Annotated in this window: 15 protein-coding genes; 10 read left to right on the top strand and 5 right to left on the bottom strand. The window is 36.6% G+C overall.

Going from position 1 to position 16,379, the window contains the following annotated elements; genetic code table 11:
- Positions 1–92 precede the first annotated feature (92 nt).
- A complete protein-coding gene (locus VJJ26_00165; GenBank protein ID HLC06576.1) occupies positions 93–854 on the top strand; it encodes a Fic family protein in 762 nt (253 codons plus the stop codon).
- A 156-nt stretch (positions 855–1,010) separates the two neighbouring features.
- Here the strand turns inward: VJJ26_00165 and VJJ26_00160 are convergent, their stop codons facing one another.
- Together VJJ26_00160 and VJJ26_00155 are read right to left on the bottom strand one after the other, a co-directional pair.
- Positions 1,011–1,775, bottom strand: coding sequence for a hypothetical protein (locus VJJ26_00160; protein HLC06575.1), 765 nt, complete (start codon positions 1,773–1,775; stop codon positions 1,011–1,013).
- A 36-nt stretch (positions 1,776–1,811) separates the two neighbouring features.
- A complete protein-coding gene (locus tag VJJ26_00155) occupies positions 1,812–2,762 on the bottom strand; it encodes a hypothetical protein (protein ID HLC06574.1) in 951 nt (316 codons plus the stop codon).
- Positions 2,763–2,867: 105 nt separating this feature from the next.
- On the opposite strand from VJJ26_00155, the gene VJJ26_00150 reads away from it, so the two are divergent.
- The 8 genes from VJJ26_00150 (at position 2,868) to VJJ26_00115 (ending at position 10,576) form a co-directional block, all read left to right on the top strand.
- Positions 2,868–4,079, top strand: a complete 1,212-nt coding sequence (locus tag VJJ26_00150) for a type II secretion system F family protein (protein ID HLC06573.1) — start codon at positions 2,868–2,870, stop codon at positions 4,077–4,079.
- 28 nt (positions 4,080–4,107) lie between these two features.
- The gene (locus tag VJJ26_00145) at positions 4,108–4,542 is read left to right on the top strand and encodes a type II secretion system protein GspG (protein HLC06572.1); all 435 of its coding nucleotides are present in this window, start codon (positions 4,108–4,110) and stop codon (positions 4,540–4,542) included.
- Complete coding sequence (locus VJJ26_00140) at positions 4,517–5,095, top strand: type II secretion system protein (GenBank protein HLC06571.1); 579 nt, start codon at positions 4,517–4,519, stop codon at positions 5,093–5,095. The genes VJJ26_00145 and VJJ26_00140 overlap by 26 nt, the downstream gene beginning before the upstream one ends.
- Positions 5,073–5,489: a type II secretion system protein gene (locus VJJ26_00135; protein ID HLC06570.1), complete on the top strand. Its 417-nt coding sequence runs from the start codon at positions 5,073–5,075 to the stop codon at positions 5,487–5,489. The genes VJJ26_00140 and VJJ26_00135 overlap by 23 nt, the downstream gene beginning before the upstream one ends.
- An 80-nt stretch (positions 5,490–5,569) precedes the next feature.
- Complete coding sequence (locus VJJ26_00130; GenBank protein HLC06569.1) at positions 5,570–6,634, top strand: hypothetical protein; 1,065 nt, start codon at positions 5,570–5,572, stop codon at positions 6,632–6,634.
- Positions 6,635–6,984: 350 nt separating this feature from the next.
- Positions 6,985–8,106: a hypothetical protein gene (locus VJJ26_00125; GenBank protein ID HLC06568.1), complete on the top strand. Its 1,122-nt coding sequence runs from the start codon at positions 6,985–6,987 to the stop codon at positions 8,104–8,106.
- A 75-nt stretch (positions 8,107–8,181) separates the two neighbouring features.
- Positions 8,182–9,879 (top strand): MlaD family protein, encoded by a 1,698-nt coding sequence (locus VJJ26_00120; GenBank protein HLC06567.1) that lies wholly within the window; start codon positions 8,182–8,184, stop codon positions 9,877–9,879.
- Positions 9,880–9,910: 31 nt separating this feature from the next.
- Positions 9,911–10,576 (top strand): hypothetical protein, encoded by a 666-nt coding sequence (locus VJJ26_00115; GenBank protein HLC06566.1) that lies wholly within the window; start codon positions 9,911–9,913, stop codon positions 10,574–10,576.
- Between the two features lie 76 nt (positions 10,577–10,652).
- On the opposite strand, the gene VJJ26_00110 is transcribed toward VJJ26_00115, so the two are convergent.
- A complete protein-coding gene (locus tag VJJ26_00110; GenBank protein HLC06565.1) occupies positions 10,653–12,893 on the bottom strand; it encodes a hypothetical protein in 2,241 nt (746 codons plus the stop codon).
- Between the two features lie 219 nt (positions 12,894–13,112).
- Here VJJ26_00110 and VJJ26_00105 point away from each other — a divergent pair, with 219 nt between their 5' ends.
- The gene (locus VJJ26_00105) at positions 13,113–14,393 is read left to right on the top strand and encodes an FAD-binding oxidoreductase (protein ID HLC06564.1); all 1,281 of its coding nucleotides are present in this window, start codon (positions 13,113–13,115) and stop codon (positions 14,391–14,393) included.
- Positions 14,394–14,397: 4 nt separating this feature from the next.
- Here the strand turns inward: VJJ26_00105 and VJJ26_00100 are convergent, their stop codons facing one another.
- Positions 14,398–15,399 (bottom strand): hypothetical protein, encoded by a 1,002-nt coding sequence (locus tag VJJ26_00100; protein HLC06563.1) that lies wholly within the window; start codon positions 15,397–15,399, stop codon positions 14,398–14,400.
- Positions 15,400–15,508: 109 nt separating this feature from the next.
- Positions 15,509–16,267, bottom strand: coding sequence for a hypothetical protein (locus VJJ26_00095; GenBank protein ID HLC06562.1), 759 nt, complete (start codon positions 16,265–16,267; stop codon positions 15,509–15,511).
- Positions 16,268–16,379: the final 112 nt, after the last annotated feature.

Genomic DNA, 16,379 nt, shown 5'->3' with positions numbered 1-16,379 from the left:
TACTATACAAAAAAATGGTTATTTTTGTAAGAGTAATTAAGTATAATAACAAGTAATGTACGATATGCAGTTGCTGTGAAAGATATAATTTTATGATAAGTATTCAAGATTCTCTTAATCGTATCGACCAAAAAAAGAAAAAATTAGACGCTGCGCGACCTTTACCTGTGGCGCTCGTGAACAACCTACAAGAATGGTTTGCAATAGAGTTTACGTATACATCCAATGCTCTAGAAGGTAATACGCTTTCGATGAGTGAAACTGCAATGGTTGTTGAAAAGGGTATAACAATTGCAGGCAAAACCGTGCGTGAACATCTTGAAGTAATTAACCATGCACAAGCGATTGATTTTATTAGAGAACTCGCGCAAAAAAAACACAATGATGTAAGTCTTGACGATATTTTAGCTATTCATAAAATAATTCTGCAAAAAATTGATGATATGCATGCGGGAAACTTTCGTAAAGTTATGGTCAGAGTGGTAGGTTCGGCAACAGTATTTCCTAATCCAGCAAAAGTCCCTTTTCTGATGGTAGATTTTATGAGTTGGCTACACAGTGCAACAGAACATGCGGTTATTATAGCAGCGCTTGCTCATTATAAATTGGTTACAATACATCCATTTGTTGACGGGAACGGTAGGACTGCGCGATTGTTAATGAATTTATTATTGCTGCAACAGGGATATCCGCTTGCAATTATAAAAAGAGAAAAACGTGCTGAATATATTGCTGCAATTGAATATGCTCGTCAGACTGATGATTTTACGCAATTCTATACAGTAATAATTGAAGCTGTTGAATATAGCTTGGATAGTTATTTAGAAGCTATTGAGCAATCAGAATTGTCATAAAAACCTAATAGTGTCGATTGTGTTTTTTGTTATTTGACTTACCATTATGTGCATAACATTTGAAAAGAATTGTGAATAATATGAGCATATCACAATATGCTGTGCTTGAAAAAATGTGTGACGAGACAGAATCTTTGCAACGGAAGTTATCGTAGTCTATGATTGGTGCATATGAATCCAACAACAAAAAGCAAGAACTAAGGCAAGAGTTCCACCACTTAACCATTTAAAAAATCGCATATGCCTTATTTCATTTTTTAAAGCTTCTAATTCTTGTTTCTTTGTCTCAGGGACTAGTTTTTTTATCTTATGGGACGTTTCCAATATGAGTATTTTCTCAGAGTTTTTTATTGCTCGATTGCTGATGCTTTCTACTGTTGTTTTTAAGCCTGTTAAAGAAGCGAGGATATTTGTGTAGCTTTGTAGAATTTCAGGTAATAAGATTTCTTCATCCTGAGATTCTTTTTCCAGTTGAAGACTATTCAATAATCCTGAGATATCTGATGCATGGGATTCCAAAGTTTTCTTAAAATTTTCAATATCAATGTGTTGAGATGCTAAAAGAGAGCTATGTGCTGCTCTATCGGTGATACACTCATTGAGGTTAGTATTAAGGTTTTCTATGGAGGTTTCATGTGATTCTGTTAGTTCACCATATTGTATGATAAGATTCTCTAGAGAAATCATTCTGTTATCCAATGATTTGTGTTGCTCTTTTAGAGTTGCCAAGGAAGAGACGAGGTCATTCTGGTTAGCAATTCGTTTTTGTTCTGCTGTTTGATAATCTTCATAGTTTTTGCTTATTATTGTAACTTTATCAAACAAGTCTCGGCTTGTTTTCAAAAAATTTCTATCTGCTTCTGAATCGGTTAGAACAACCGTTTCGATTTGGTGAGTAGAGGGATTTGGCGGTGTTTCCATTATTTACTACTCTCTTTTTTTTATTTTTTTAAGATTTTACAAGCGTGGCAATCCTGCTTGATGGCGATATGCAGCTGTTTCTGCTTCTATAAGTGTACGCTGCATATACGATAATTTTGGTTCAAGAATACTATCTTGTTCTGCAAGTGCAAAAAGAACAATATCACGTGATGTAAGATCATTTCTAATGCCTGCAAAAAACGATGCTGGCATATCCGTTGCAGTAAGTTCTATAAAATAACAGTACCGATTAAGTAATGTTAAATGTAGGTCTTCTAGGTCATTAGTATCATCAATAATGTTGTATTCAAGAAGTGTTGCAAGTTGCTCAGCAATGCGTTTGGTAGTTAACCATGTTTTTTCCTGTGCTGTCGGATCCCAGATTAATTTACTTAACGCAATTTCACAAAATCTGATAACACTGTGGCGGAGTTGTTCTTGAGTCATTTCTTCTTGAGCAATAGTCACAATATTGGTACTAATGTTTTTTAAAAACGTATTGGGGTCTTGTCTGAATGAATCATATTCTGTACTAAATTTTGAAAAGAGGACATTGTTGACTGTTGCCTTAAAGCGATCAACAAATGCTGCGTCATAAAGCGCTGAATTGCTTATATATGCACGTGATGCTGGTAATGTAAAATACGGTGCAAGTTGTGCGGGTAGATTTTCTAACAGTTGTGAAAATGCAGAAGCATTTACGTACTGAGAGCGTTTTAACAGATTAGAAAATGATTTTACTACTGAGCGTAGGTAGACTGGAGGTTGGTTATTTGTTGTACCAAAACTGAGCAGTTGTGAAAAATGTGAGAAATCGTTCGGTAGAATTTCTTTTGCATATTCAGGAGTTTTCAATTCCTGCTGGAGGGATATAATAAGATCGTTTTGATTTTGTAGTGCTGTATCTTTTTCTTGAAAAGAGCGCTCATTTATACTATGAATGGAAAGAGTGTATAATAATAACAATATAGTTAAACAATGCATCATGGTTTTAACTCCCGATAAAATGGTAAACAACCTCAATTGGTTTTCATGGTATCACAAAGATATTTGATTGATCAATGAAATAATAATGTTGCTGAGGAATCTTTTATGGCGTTATATTCGTACGAGGCGTTTTCAAAAGATGGTAAGAAGGTACATGGTGTTGTAGATGCACCATCAGGAGAAGCCTTAAAAGAACAATTAGCACGACAAGGTTTGTTTCCTATCAAAATTGAATTGACCGGAGGAACTTCAACAGCTGGTTTTTTTAAACGGCTGTTTGAAAGAAAAATAACAATCAAGGATAAAATTCTCTTCTCAAAACAACTCGCTATTCTTTTAAAATCAGGCGTTCCTATTTTGCAAGCAATAGAATTACTTATTGAGCAATTTGAAGGCGGCATGAAAAATATGCTTGTGCGTATTAAAGATGATGTTAAAGAAGGAACATCATTAGCCGATGCGCTGGGTAAATATCCAAAAGTATTTGAAAAAATCTACATTCAGCTGGTGCGCGCGGGTGAAGCTACCGGTAAATTAGAAACAATTCTTGAACGATTGACGGTGTTTTTGGAACGTCGAGAAGCAATCACCAAAAAGGTAAAAAGTGCTATGCAGCAGCCAATTATCCAGTTGATTGTTGCAATTGGTGTTGTGGGTGTTTTGGTGATGAAAGTTGTGCCAGATATGGCGAAAAATTTTACATCACAAAAACAAGAATTGCCATGGCCGACACAATTTATTTTATCGACATCTGATTTTATGATAGATCATTTTATAGCTATCATAGTTGGCATAATTTCTGTTATTGCACTGTTCAAATTTTGGAAATCAACATCCGCTGGTGGAAGACAGTATGATCAACTCAAATTACGTCTTCCTTTAATAAAAAGTCTTTCTCAGATGAATGCAGTGGTGCAGTTTAGTTATACGCTGGGATTATTGCTTGAAGGTGGTGTTAATATCGCCGAAGCGCTTGATATTGTAGTTAATATTATTGATAACCGTGTGCTTGCAGAAAGCTTGCGTAAAGCACGTGATAATATTGTTAAAGAAGGTAAAATTGCAGAATATTTGCAGCAGACAAAAATGTTTCCACCAATTGCTATTTATTTGATTAAAACCGGTGAACAAACTGGTCAGCTTGATACAATGTTGCTGACTGTTGCTGATAACTATGAAAAAGATTATGTTGAATTAATCGATACGTTAACAGGTTTAATTTCACCAATAATGTTGCTTGCGATGGCAGGCATTGTTGGTTTTATTGTGATGGCGGTTGCAATGCCAATGTTGCAGCAAATGCAAAATATAGGTTAAAACAGTTTACTTTATGTAAGGAGTATGTATGGCGATTGCACTAAAAAATACCCGTTCGGGCTTTACGTTGATGGAATTGATGATTGTTATCATGATCATAGGCCTTTTGGGTGGTGTTCTTGCACCTGCAGTAAATAATGCTCTTAAAAAGGCAAAAAAAGGAACATGTAAGACAATGTTGTTAAATCTTAAAATTGGAATTAGTCGGTATCAAGGTGAAGTTGGTCAGATGCCAGCAACATTGAAAGATTTGATTAAAAAGCCAAGTGGAGAGCGTGTGAAAAAATGGGATGGCCCATATTATGGTGAAGAAGGAATAGACGCGGTTCCTGAAGATCCATGGAGCAATAAATTTCATTACAAAATAACGCCGCCGCCAGCCAAACATCCTTATGAATTACTTTCCTATGGTCCTAATGGTAAGGGTTCTCCAAAAGATGAGTGGATTAGTGTTTGGGATTAATATAAAAAGTGGTTTCACTTTATTAGAACTACTAATAGTGATTGCAATTATTGGTATTTTAGGTTCAGTCCTTATGCCAAATTTTCAGCGAACAACGCCGCGCTATGAACGAGAACTGTTTATAGCGCGGTTCAACACTTTGATACAATTTGGTTGGCAGCAATCATTAATAACGCACAAAATACATCGTATTAATGTTGATGTTGGTAAAAAATTAATTACTCTTGCGGCAGATTCCGGCGAAAAAGATCGTTCAGGAGAAATTGTTTTTAAACCGATTCCAAATGCCGTTGAAGATACATCATGCACTATACCTGATCAAATTCTTATCAAGCAGTTTTTTATTGAAGGGTTTGATATGATGGCAAAGTTTGCACGAAGTAAAACCGCATCAGTGTGGTTTTACATTATTCCTGAAGGTATGGTGCAAAACGTGGTGATTAATTGTAATGATACAAAAGATGTACGCGATAATCATCCGCGACCAGTAGGATTGGTACTTAACCCTTTTAGTGCACAATTTAAAACATATGATACATTTCAAAAACCATAAACGTGGATTTACGCTTATTGAATGTCTTCTGGCAATGATGATTACTGGATTGGCTCTTACTCCAATTTTTATTCTGCATAGTATGATAATGCAGCGGGTTGGACGTTCATCAAGAAAGTATGATTTTATTGTATTGTGCAAAAATGTGTTATATGAAGCTCGTCAAAAACAAGAGCCCGAAGCACAAAGTTTTTCGTTTGAAAAAAAGGAAGTTGATTTTGATACAACGCTCACCTATTCTCTTGAAAAGGGCATAGATCAAAAATCATCGCTGGCATTATTGAGTGGTTTGCATAAAGAGGTAGTGAACATTTCCTGGACTGAAGCCGGACAAAAAAAGCAAGAACAATTGGTAACATTTGTCTATAAAAAACCAGAGCAAAAGAAATCATGAAGTATAGCGCAAGTCATAAATATCACTCGATTTGCAATTTTTCTTTTATGAAGGGGTCCCCATGTGGAGAGAAGCGTAACATGGGGTTAAAAGGTTTTATGTTAATTGAACTTATCGTTGCAACATTAATTGCTTCTCTCATTGCAGGTATTTTACTGATGGCATTATCTCAAGGAAATCGCTCTCAGCTATCAATAGACAATATGATTGATGTTTCTGAGCGTATTGGCATTGTTACTAATCAGTTAGAAAAAGATTTAGCTGGTGCGTTTGTACCAACACAAGCAGAAGAAAAAAAGACAGCAGATGACGGTGTTGCAAAAGCTGATCAAAAAAGTGATGATGAAAAAAAATCGTCTGATAAAAAAGATGAACCTGCGCAAAAAAGCGCCGATAAAAAAGAACAAAAGCCCATTGAAAAAATATTTTATAACACAAACAAAGATGGCATGCTTGATACGCTAACGTTTGTTACCAATAACCCGTTAGTGGTTTTTGTTGGTAAAGATGTTGGTGTGGTAAAGCCAAAAGTTGTTCGTGTGCAATATACTTGCAAACCGGAACCAGAAAAAAAAGGTTCTTATGCACTCTTCCGTCAAGAAAGCATGGAGCTTGACCTTGCAGAATATAAAAACGTGCGACCGTATGAAGTTATTGGGGGTATCAAAAGTTTTACTGCCACGTTTACTGCACGTATTGAAAAAAAACAAGAACAAAAAGCTGCGCAGAATGAAGCATCTCAAGAAAAGCCCAAAATATCGTATGAATATAAAGTGCTCAAAGAGTGGGTAAGTGAACAAAAGAAAGATGCTAACAAACAAGAAGATAAAGATAAGCCAGAATTTCCGCGTATTCCGCATAGCGTTGAATTCAAGATAACGTTGTGGGATAAACAGGATAAAAAAGATACAGAGTTTACGATAGTGTGCGAAATTCCTGTTGATTCAATACAAGCACAACAAAAAGACAAAAAAGAACCAGCACCACCAAAAAAAGATGAAACAAAGCAACCAGCTCCAGGTAGCAAACCAGCGCCAGGAGCGCAAGGTAAACAGGGCAATTCACAGGAGGTTGTTGTGTATAATAGTATTGAATCGTTAACAAATACACTGAATAATTTAACTAAGTTGTTGAAGCAAATGTAATTTATGAAATTAAGTGAAAATTTATTTTTAATTGTTCGTAACGTGTCTTTGCTAATATCATCCTATCCGCTCGTCCTGAGTGTTTTCTTACCCCATGTTCCATTCCATTTCACACGGGGACCCCGGCGTAGAGAAGCGAAGCTTAGCCCTATACTTCACTCCGTTCCGTCTGGGGACCCCAATGAAGAGAAACGGAGTTGGGGATTAAAGCTGGGGATGAAAAATGTATCGAAGGATGATAAGAAAAATAGAGCAAAAGAATTAATTTATAGGAATTACCCTTCGATACACCCCTGTGGGGCACTCAGGGCGAGCGGAACTGGGATACTTCTTAGAAGTGTGGGATATGCATGTTTAGGATGAATGACGAAGAAACTGGTACGAATATGAGAAATATACAAAACAATCGTGCCCGTCCCGGTTACATCATGATTTTCACATTGCTGGTCATTGGAGCAGCAATGATGGTAGTGACATATGTGGGACATCGCGGTTCTTATTATCTGCCTTTTTCGCACATGATATTTGAGCGTGAAAAGGCAAAAATGTTAGCCATGGGTGGTGTTCAGGTTGCAATTGCACAATTGGCTCAATCTCCTCAAAAAAAATCCTCCTCCGCCAAGGCTTCGGCGGGTACGTCAGAGAATAAGCAAGCTAAGGAAGATAGTCCTGAAAAAGATTTATTATCTCGCATATTGCCAACACTGAATCGTTGGCAAGAATTTAAATTAGTGGAAGCTGTTGATGGTGTTGATGGCACGATCAGTATTTGTTTGATGTGCGAAGATGGAAAAATTAATCTAAACCGTATCATCGATTTTAAAAAAAATGCATTTCGTGGTAGTGAAAAATCCGGGTGGAAAGCGATTATGCAGGAAATATGTAAATCTATTGAACGTATGACTAAAACGGGAGACCTGTTCCCTGCATTTGAAAAGATAGTAAAAGAGGCAAAAGTTCCTTTTAATGATGCGACAGAATTAATTACAAGAAAAGAGTTTAGTCAGTTTAAAGATATTCTGTTTTATCAACCACCAACAACAAAAAAACAAGATACTATTTATTTAACAGATATTTTTACGGTATGGTCCAGTTCGGATAAAGTTGAACCGTGGCTTTTCTCAGATTCAATAAATGGATTATTTGGATTGCCACGAGTAGAAGTTGATGATATAAAAAAAAGAAAAGAACAAGTTGAAGGTTGGGTAAAAAATTTTAAAGAGCGATCCAATTGGCAACAGGATTGGCAAACAACTTTGGTGCCGGTGTATGGGAAAGAGTTGCGGACTTTGCCTAAAAATATAGACTCAGTGCTGAGCACCACTTTTGCTCCACGATTTTTTTCTGTTCTTGTTCATGGAAAAGTTGGTGAAATAACACAAATTGTGTATGCAATTCTGGAAAGAAATAAGCGTTCACAAGGAGATACTGTTGAATATGATGTTGTAATAAAAAAATTATATTGGCTTTAAAAAAAATCCCACTCTTTTCTTCACCGGGGTCCCCCGCGTGAAATGAAATGTAACGTGGGGTATAAGGAAATTAGTTTGCAAGGTAAAATAGAGACGCGTGTTGGAATCTTTGTTTTAATAGCACTTGCCGTTTTTGGGTATATGGGCTTTAAAATTGGAGCATTTCGCTTTGATCGCGCACAATATACAAAATATATTTTATATTTTCGTGATATTTCTGGATTATCACGTAAAGCGGCGGTAAAAATTTCGGGTGTAAAAGTAGGATGGGTTGAAGAAATTAAACTTATTCCAGGAAGTGATTCAAAACTTGACGCTAAAGCAGAAGCTATTGTAATGGTTTCGGAGAACTTTCCTTTGTATCAGAATGCTTGTGCCGTTGTTCGTCAGGATGGTCTTTTGGGACCAAAATATGTAGACCTTGTTCCAGGTGATGCATTATTACGACAGCTACACGAAGGTGATTCGTTACAAAAATCAGGAGTTGATCCGGTAGATCTTGATGATTTATTCCGCGAATTTAAAGAAATTGCTGGTAATGTTCGTGAAGTAAGTGAATCGTTCAAAGAAGCATTAGCAGGACCACAAGGAGCTGATCAAATTAGATCTTTTATTACTAATTTAGACAATGCAGCAGAAAAGTTTTCTACAGTCACCAATGTAATTGAACGATCATTTGTGCGTAACGAAGCAAATATTGACGCATTCTTAGCAATTGGTGCTAACGTACAAATGTTATCTGATAGATTGGACAACAATGTATTCCCATCATTCCAAGATAGTATCGAAAAAATATCCAATGTGTTTGATCGTGATTTTGGACGTATAGCATCTCGTGTTGAAGCGACAACAGAAGCGCTTGAAGAAGCAGCAGCACAAGCGCGTGATGGATTGAGAAACGTCAGTTCTGTTGCAGAAAAAATTGATGAAGGAAAAGGACTGCTGGGTAAACTTGTCAACGAAGATGAAACATATCGTGATCTTAAAGTTGCTGTATCAGGATTTAAAAATTATGTAAGCAAGCTTGATCGTTTACAAATAACATTCGATACGCATTTTGAATCAATGCACCGTCCGGCGGAAAATTATCGCTACGAAGATTCAAAAGGATATTTTGATATTCGTATTCACCCGAATGAAGAACATTTTTATGTAGTACAAATAACAAGCTCTGAGCATGGTTTTGCATATCGTAGAGATAAAGAATACGTGTATACAAACGATAATCTTGATTTTATAGATCCCGCAAAACAATTTAATCCACCCGCAGCAGTAGATGCGCGACCTCAATTATTGTCCGATAATCTCTACGAAAATACGCTTGCGTCTGAGGATAAATTAAAACCAGTGTACCGACAACAAAAATTGTGGTTTGATCGCAATGCCATTAAAGTTGGTTTGCAGTTTGGTAAAATATTTGGCGATCTTGCATTGCGGATTGGCTTGATGGATGGTTTTGCTGGAATGGGTGCCGATTATGAATTTCCACTTAAAACTGATAACTTCCGTTGGGTAACAACGTTTGAAGGATTCGATTTCCGTGGTTTTAACCGTAGAGGTCCTACTAAATTCCACCAAGATAAACGTCCACATTTGAAGTGGCTCAACAGAATGTTTTTGATGCGTAACATTTACTTCACTTTTGGTGCCGATGACTTTATCAGTAAACAAAACGCAAATGCATTCGTTGGTATTGGTATGCGATTTGGTGATGATGATGTAAAATATGTTCTTGGCAGTCTATCCGGTGCAAGTGGATTGATGAAAACGTAATTATATTGAGTAAAGTAATGAGGGATTTTTAGTGAAAAAGTATAACTATATTTTGTGTGCAATTTCTGTGGTTTGTTGTATCAATATAGCCGAAGCAAAGATAAGCTTTGAATGGACACCAGAACAACGTCAAAGGGCTAAAGATACAGTAATACAAAAGGGAACAGAAAGTGTATATAATCCTGCAATACAGGCTAAGGCAATAGGCTATATTCTTTATAGCGATAAAAAATTCGCAGCGAGATATGTTCAGCATGCTCAGTTTTACGCGAAGAAAAAAGAGAGAGATTGGGTAAATGATAATCTTATTGACCATCTTGCGTATCCAATCGTTGATCATGCGGTCGGTAACGCTATGGCTATAATCAATAAAGCTGAGGCTGTTAATGCAATTACCGATAATATTTCTCACAAAGAAAGAGAATTTATAGCAGATAATGTTCAGTTAATTGTTACGGCTGGTTTAATTACAGTAGGTCGTAATATGCTCGGAGAAAAAGGAGCTACGCTGGATGGCGAAAAATTTGGTAAAGCTTGTGTGGCACAAGTTACTTGTGATGCAGCAGATAAATATATAGTTCAGCCTTTAGTAAAATCTTATATAGGCAATGACAATTCTTGGAAGGCGATGCTCTTGAGTTCTGTAAGTAATTATGTACTTTCAAGCATTATCATAGGTGAAGTTGACAAGATTTAAATTTTGTTTGATGACATAAAAAGAAGTGCGCAGATCCTTGATGATGTAAGGATCTGCGCACTTCTTTTAAAATTTGTTATCTACCTGTCATCCATTGCCACCACGTTTGTGCTTTTGGTGTGGGGACTTGAACTGGCGTTGTTAATGTTTTTTGTTGCGGTATCACTATTGCAGGCTGTTGCACTGGTGCTGATGCTGGCTGTGATAAAGCGCTTGGCTGTGGTAAAGAAACTTTTGGTAATGAGCTTCTTAGGTACATTGTAACCATGGTTTGAATATCAGTTGGCAGTCCTTGAAATTCTTGTCTGGTATCGAATAATAGTGGTGTATTGCTTAATTTTGCCATATAAAGTTGGTATAAGAAATGCGCCTGACTGAGATTGAGATTGTTTTCTATTTTTGCAAACGTAGCACGTTCTTTATCGCTAAAAGATGTCCACAAGATGCAGTTGCGATTATTTGCATCATCAGGGCCTATTATATTGAGAAAATTTGAATCCATTTCTAACAAATTGTGGTCTGCAATGAATGTGTGTATTTCTTTTCCGGTACGAGTATTCCATAGTTTTATGGTGCATTTTTCTTCAACTTCAGTAGGACTAGAATGTGATTGAATGCGTTTTCCATCAGAACTAAACTCAACTTCAGTAAAGTTGCTAGGATGGTCTAATGTACGCAGTTGTTCTCCGGTAATAGCATCCCATACAATTATATTTTTGTCGCCCTGTCCTGCTGAAACAATCATCGTGCTATCTGGACTAAACCGCATAGAACTTATTTGGCTTTGCTGCCCATCGAGTGTATGTAATACTGTTTGCGTTGCGACATCGCGCACAGATATGACATCGGTAGTGCCCGGAGAGACAGTGAGCATTTTTGTTCCATCAGAATTCAGTTCTATCTTGGATAAAATAATATTATTAAACTGTGTTATTTGCTCTCCTGTTCTTCCGTTCCAAATAAAAATAGTTTGAGCGGTAAAGCCATAGGCAATAATTTTTGTTCCATCGGTACTGTAGCTTGCATTGTAAATTCTTTCAGTAGGACCATCGAGCTTTTTGATTTCTTTACCCGTGCCAAGATCATACAGAATGAGATTCATTTCGGATCTTACCAATACAGTGTTGCCACTAGGATTAAGTGTAAAATCTGGATAATTTTGTTTTATTTCATGTGTTGCAATTGTATTTCCTGTTGCGCTGTCAGCAATCAAAATATATGCTTTTTCTTCATTTTGTTGATTGTCATCGTGACCAACTGCAGCAACAATTCTTTGTCCATCGCTACTAAATTGTGCATTGTTGACATTGGTATCAGGTAGATTATCGAGTATTTTAATAGGGCGGCCAGTTTTAGCATCCCATAAGACAAGTATTTCTTTTTCTGGTGAATTAGGTTGTTTATTCTGATCGTTATCATCACTAGCATTAAAGAATTCTTGCATATTGAGAGAGTTTTGGGTTGCATTGATAAGAATTTTACTGCCATCGTTATTTATAGCAACAAACTTAATATCGCCTTGCGTAACAGTAAACGTTTTTAATTTTTTTCCGGTTTGACCATCCCAGGTAATAAGATTATCACGTTCACCTTCTGAGCTTGTCACTGCTACTTTGCCGTCTTTACTAAATTCAACATTGACTAGTTTGCCTTGATGACCTGCCAGAATAGTTGTGTGAAGAATATTCTTCTTGAGAATTTCATTTTTTAGGTAATCAACTACAGGGTTAATGATCTGCGGTACCATCAGATGTTTTTGCATATCAGTAGGCAAAAAGTAGGATCCAAGGAATGCGGATAATGTGTGAGCTTTAACTTTTCCGGCAAGAGAAATAAGATTACGCAATTGACCAGGACCAACGCTTTTATCGGTAAGGCTTTTTTTATACTCTGGTTCTAGGCTTGCATAGTATTGATCAAATTGCCCAGCAGCTATTTTATCTAGAGCGGTGGAAAGCAATTCTAGTTCAGCTTTAGTCAGCATAGATGCATCGATTGGATTTGTTTGGCTATTTTTATCTTTTTGGGAAGAGAAAAGAGATTTGAGCGTTTCTGTTTCGTCTATTTTCCACTGCGGGAGCATCATTACTTCATTGTCATTGGTGCGTATCCATACAGAAGCTTCTGTGGCAGATAATGCCTGGGCTCTTATTTTTTGACGGAACACTGCTTGCCGTGCTGCAAGATAGCGTCTTTGCTCAGGGGTTAAGAAAGTTTGCGCTCGCTGAAGGGGCATTGTTTGTGCTGAAATGAGTAGGCAAAATAGGCTAATAATAGCCTTTATCCTTATTGAAAGTGTTGTTTTTTGTAATTTCATTCGAGACCCTTTAACTTTTTACCTGAACCATAAGGTTTAATATAATTGTATTATAATTTCAGATATAAATTCAACTTAATTATGATAATGATTATATAGTTCATATGGAAAGGGCTTTTTTAGAGGGAAAAGCTATAGATTCTGGTTTGTCATCCATTGTCACCACTATTCTGGCGTAGTAGCCTATACAATCAAAAAAGAAAAAAGGGAGGCATTATTATGCAACTTTTACCCCAAGATCAAGTGTTTTGGTATCTCAATACCACAAAAGCAAAACCACTGACCTCTGACATATCCACCGATGTTCTTGTTGTTGGTGGAGGCATGGCGGGCTTAACAGCCGCTCAGGCATTCCATGCAAAAGGCTATAAAGTTGTTCTTATTGAAAAAAATTATTGTGGAGCGGGAGCTTCAGGCAAAAGTTCTGGATTTATAACTCCCGATTCAGAATTATCGTTATTTGAGTTTACGCGTATTTTTGGCCAAGACACAGGAAAAAAATTATGGAACCTTATTGGTGCAGGTGTCACAACCATTGCCAACAATATTCAAAATTATAACGTAGATTGTGATTACCAAGTTCAAGATACACTTATTCTTGCAAACAGTGCACGTGCGTTTACTAATGATATACAAAAAGAATACAACAATCGTGAAAAAGCTGGTTACACAAGTGTTCTTTATTCGCACGATCAAGTGCGTTCCGTTATTGGCTCAAATAAGTATGTTGGTGGGATATCATATGATGGTACGTTTGGTATACATGCGTATAAATATTGTCTTGGTATGAAACACGTTTTGCAAGAGGCTGGTGTGCAGATTTATGAAGAAACGCCTGCGATAAACATTCAAGAAAAAAAAGTACAAACACCGCACGCAACAATCAACGCAGAACACATTGTTGTGTGCACTGATCGTTTTGAACCAGCATTGTCATCTTTGTGGGATAAAATATATCACGTGCAAACATTTTTGATGATTTCGTCGCCATTGTCTGATGCGCAGATTGCGCGTATTTTCCCGAAAAAACCGTTTATGGTGTGGGATACGGATATGATTTACCAATATTATCGTTTGACCGGAGAGAATCGTTTAATGTTAGGGGGATCAGATTTATTGTATACGTATGCAAACGAATCGCACAATAACGCGCGCGTAGCAAGAAAGTTAATGCGGTACTTCAGAGAAAAATTCCCATCCGTTAATGTTGAATTTGAATACATATGGCCGGGCATTATTGGTATCAGTAAAGATGTGTTTCCGGTAGCAGGTTTTGATGAAAAAATGTCATCGGTGTATTACATCGCGGGAACGTGTGGATTACCATTTGCAGCAGCGCTTGGTACGCATTGTGCTGATCGTATTGTGAATAACAATACGGAGTTTGATGCGCATTTTTCACCATACAGATCGTTTACACTCGGACCTGTTACGCAGAGAATTTTGGGAACACGTCTAACTTTTGCGTTATCAAACTTTTTAGCCGTTGGAAGTTTATAAAAAATTACGAATTCATCGTGTGCCAAAAATCACGTTTGGCCTTTTTACTTGGCTCTGCCATACTGCGCAATGTGTAGGAAATTTTCTGTGCTTCTATGGCACAATCAATATGAGGACGTAATCGTTGAATTTCACTACAATTATATTCAACAAGCTTTTTAATATATTCTTTTCTTTGTGGGCTATACGTGTAGTTTGCTTGTTGTGCTACATTCATCCATTCATCATATATTTTATGTGATGGATAGTGTGTTATGAGCTTATCCAATGTTTCATCAACACGTTGAAGTGCTGTAACTTGTTGAGGTGATAATTTTTTTGCACGTAGCTTTTCTACAAAACTACATGCTTTTGTAGCAAGGAGATCATGTGGCAAGCTATTTTTGTCGACTAAACTGTGCGCATGATGAAAACTATTACCCAGGTCAATCGCACAAAATCGATTACCTTCTTGAGCAAAGAAAAGATTTGCTCTACTACCGTCATTATTGTCATCGTACAAGTTGGCGGCTACATTCTGACAAAGATCATCGTTTTCAGAGATGCTTTTTAAATTTATTTTTTTAGAAAGTCCATCTTGTATATCAACATAATACGGCATATTCTGGGAATCACGTACTGCCTTTCCTGGCGCGTGTGTGTGCAATGTTGCTGTGTGTTGTAAAGATTTTCCCATAAATAGTGTGTCTTTAGGCAGAAGTATTACCTGATTAGCTGGAACACCAACGGATGCTCTCATTTGAGCTGCAAGTGTTTCATTAATTGCTGTTATTGTATCTTGATATTTCAAAACGAAATCTTTTCCATCGGCATCTTTAAAAAACTTAATACCTTTATTGTAACCACCGGTATTATGCCAACATTTTTTAGTATATTGTGTAAGTGGTTCTTTAAAAAAGGTTTGTTCGGTAGTTTGTTGTTGCTCTGCAGTAGCAAAACAAGTAACAAAAAGATGACCGATAAAAAGTAATTGTTTAAGATTGCCAAGATTTATATATGATTTCATAGTATAACCCCTTAATTTTTAAGGTTCCTTTGTATACTATAAGTCTATCAAATTGTGACAAATTGGCAATTGGCTTAAGAATAGAGTTTTCTGATCGACGTTTTCGTCATTAGCTATTCAGTTTTTGTGTGCTGGTGAGGTTATAATCTGCGAGCCATGATAAAAAGATATGTTTGATAAAAAGGGCTCTCGCAAGCATTTTTGTTGCCTGATTAATCTTATTGTCATTAGTTGGAAAGATTGGTATAAGGTGTAAATGTTTAATAATTTTGGTGGTAGTTATGTATCTCTTAATGGTATTTACTTCCCAATCTATTGCTTTGATGAAGGTAACGAGTGGATACGCAAGATCGGTTGGGTTGGTTTTATTGTAATGATGTTGACCAATAGCGAGCATTAATTCTTTTGTAAGTTCCTTTTGTGGAATTGCGCATAAATCTTCAAATGTGCTTTGGTGTTTCCAGTGTGCCCAAAACATAGTATCTAATTGATTATAATCTGCGATCAGTAACAAACTGGTAGCGCTGTACGATCCAACCAACGTACTTCCTGTAATTTTATAACGATTTTGCCAGATAAGTTGTTTTATAAGGTCTTTGAGTAAATCAAAATTTTTTTTTGTTACCGCTTCTTTTGCTGTTTGTGAAATGAGTACCATAATATCTCTTATTTTTACCCCAATTGCGTGAATGGTAGCTGTTGCGGTGGTGGTAATTATTGGACTAATTTCCACATTGTAGACAGGACTTGAAACGGGAGTATTGTTAATGGTACATCTTTGAGGTTCTTTTTCTTGTGCATGGGTAAAAAGTGGTGGTAGAAGTAAAAGAGAGAAAAAGAAAGTACGAATTTTAGATGTATAAAGCATTACATTCCCTTTTGAGTTAAATTTGTTACAAGATACTAATGTTTTTGGTTGTTTGACAAGGGTCAAAAGAAAGATCACCTTTATATTTGGAAAGAATGTGTTTAAAAGACAG

This window comes from Candidatus Babeliales bacterium, assembly GCA_035288105.1.
Taxonomy (GTDB): Bacteria; Babelota; Babeliae; order Babelales; family Vermiphilaceae; genus SOIL31.
Note: the sequence above shows the minus strand (reverse complement) of the source record. Positions and strands in the feature narration are given on the sequence as shown.